The 1,651-nt window shown below is 45.9% G+C and carries 2 protein-coding genes; one reads left to right on the top strand and one right to left on the bottom strand.

Features of this window, described 5'->3' with window-relative positions; all coding sequences use genetic code 11:
* The coding region (locus tag R7P67_RS23705) for a GGDEF and EAL domain-containing protein (RefSeq protein ID WP_318086180.1) at positions 1-1,112 on the top strand (1,112 nt) is incomplete at its 5' end.
* Positions 1,113-1,191: 79 nt separating this feature from the next.
* On the opposite strand, the gene mtnN is transcribed toward R7P67_RS23705, so the two are convergent.
* The coding region (gene mtnN / locus R7P67_RS23700; protein ID WP_318086179.1) for a 5'-methylthioadenosine/S-adenosylhomocysteine nucleosidase at positions 1,192-1,651 on the bottom strand (460 nt) is incomplete at its 5' end.

Below are 1,651 nucleotides of genomic sequence, written 5' to 3'. Positions count from 1 at the left end.
TTGGCGCGCGTTTATCTGGTGACGAGTTCGCCATCCTACTCAGCTCCAATAAAGACGTGGGCAGCATCCCAGATTTACTCGCCAAAGAACTATTAAAACCAATTAGCAACCTCAGCCAAACTTGGGCGAACGCCTTCCCGGTGACCGCCAGTGTTGGCATCGCTCAGTACCCGCAAGATGGGCAAGACATCGCGAAACTGTTGTCCAATGCAGACGCAGCAATGTACCAAGCCAAACGTGCTGGAAAAAATCAGTACGCGTACTACTCAGCAGAGCTAAATTTGGAATCTCAGCGACGCAGTCAGATCGAACGTGCACTGCGTAAAAGCAACGTTGAAGATGAGTTTAGGCTTGTGTTTCAGCCTTACATGAATAACAAAGACAACGAAATTGAAGGCTTGGAAGTGCTTCTACGTTGGGACGCAGAAGGCTTGGGGCCAGTGCCACCAACCGAATTTATTCCAATCGCCGAGCAAGCTGGGTTGTTTGACAGAATAGACCGTTGGGTGTTTGCCAATGCAACCGAGGAATACCATCATTTAAGAAGCATTTTTGGCAAAGACATTGTCCTGTCCATCAACCTTTCATCGGCCGAATTAAACTCGTTAGAAATGGCGCAATTTATTCATAAACACGTAACGAGAAATGGCATCAAACCAGAATGTATCGAACTAGAAATTACCGAGACGTTTGCCGCGGAACAGCAAGGCACGGCATTGCTTGATGAGCTTTCGAAACTGGGTTATCGACTTGCTATTGATGATTTCGGCTCTGGCTACACGTCGCTCACTCAACTTGTTCAATATCCAGTACAAAAGATTAAGTTTGACCGAGAATTTCTACTGACGTTGATGAATACCAATAATGGACACGTGATCAAACCGATCATTGAGCTGTGCCATGCTCAAAACAAAACCGTGACCGCCGAAGGCATTGAACACGACGTTATGCACAAATGGTTGTCCGCTTATCGATGTGATTTCATGCAAGGATACTTGTTCGGAAAGCCAATGGACAAAGAGCAACTTAGCTTGTGGTGGAAATCGGCCAACGATGACAATCGATTCTCTCAGCCGCTTACAACCAAACTCGCGGCTGAGGGTGGAATTTGAAGGTAAAGAATCGATAATGTTTACTTTGACGAACTCATAAAAAAGCAGCACTTAATGTGCTGCGTTTCGTATTCTCACCCTATTGCATGCGCTTAAGCATGTTGAGCGTAATGGTTGCTGAGTTATCTGCCGTCGCTTTTTTCAGCTCAGAATAAACCACATCAGCAGAACCATCCGCTTTGTCGGAAATCGTGCGGATGACAACATACGGAACCTTAAAGGCGGTTGCAACTTGTCCCAATGCTGCACCTTCCATTTCAACGGCCATCGCGTTGAACTCTTGGTAGATGCCCGTGACTTTTACTTTACTGGCGATAAATTGGTCACCAGAAGCAATGATGCCTCGGAACACACTCTCTTTGCCTAACGTCTCCACCGCTGCTTCATACGCGTAATTTTGTAGCGCTTTGTCAGCATAAAAGTAACGCTCTTGATAGTCCGGTAATAACCCTTTCGGTTTGTTGAATGCGGTTAAATCAACGTCATGATGTACAGTACGAGTAGAAATAACCACGTCCAATGGATCAAGTTTCGGGTCA

Source organism: Vibrio sp. Vb0937 (assembly GCF_033338855.1).
This window is presented reverse-complemented; position numbering and strand designations above follow the sequence as displayed.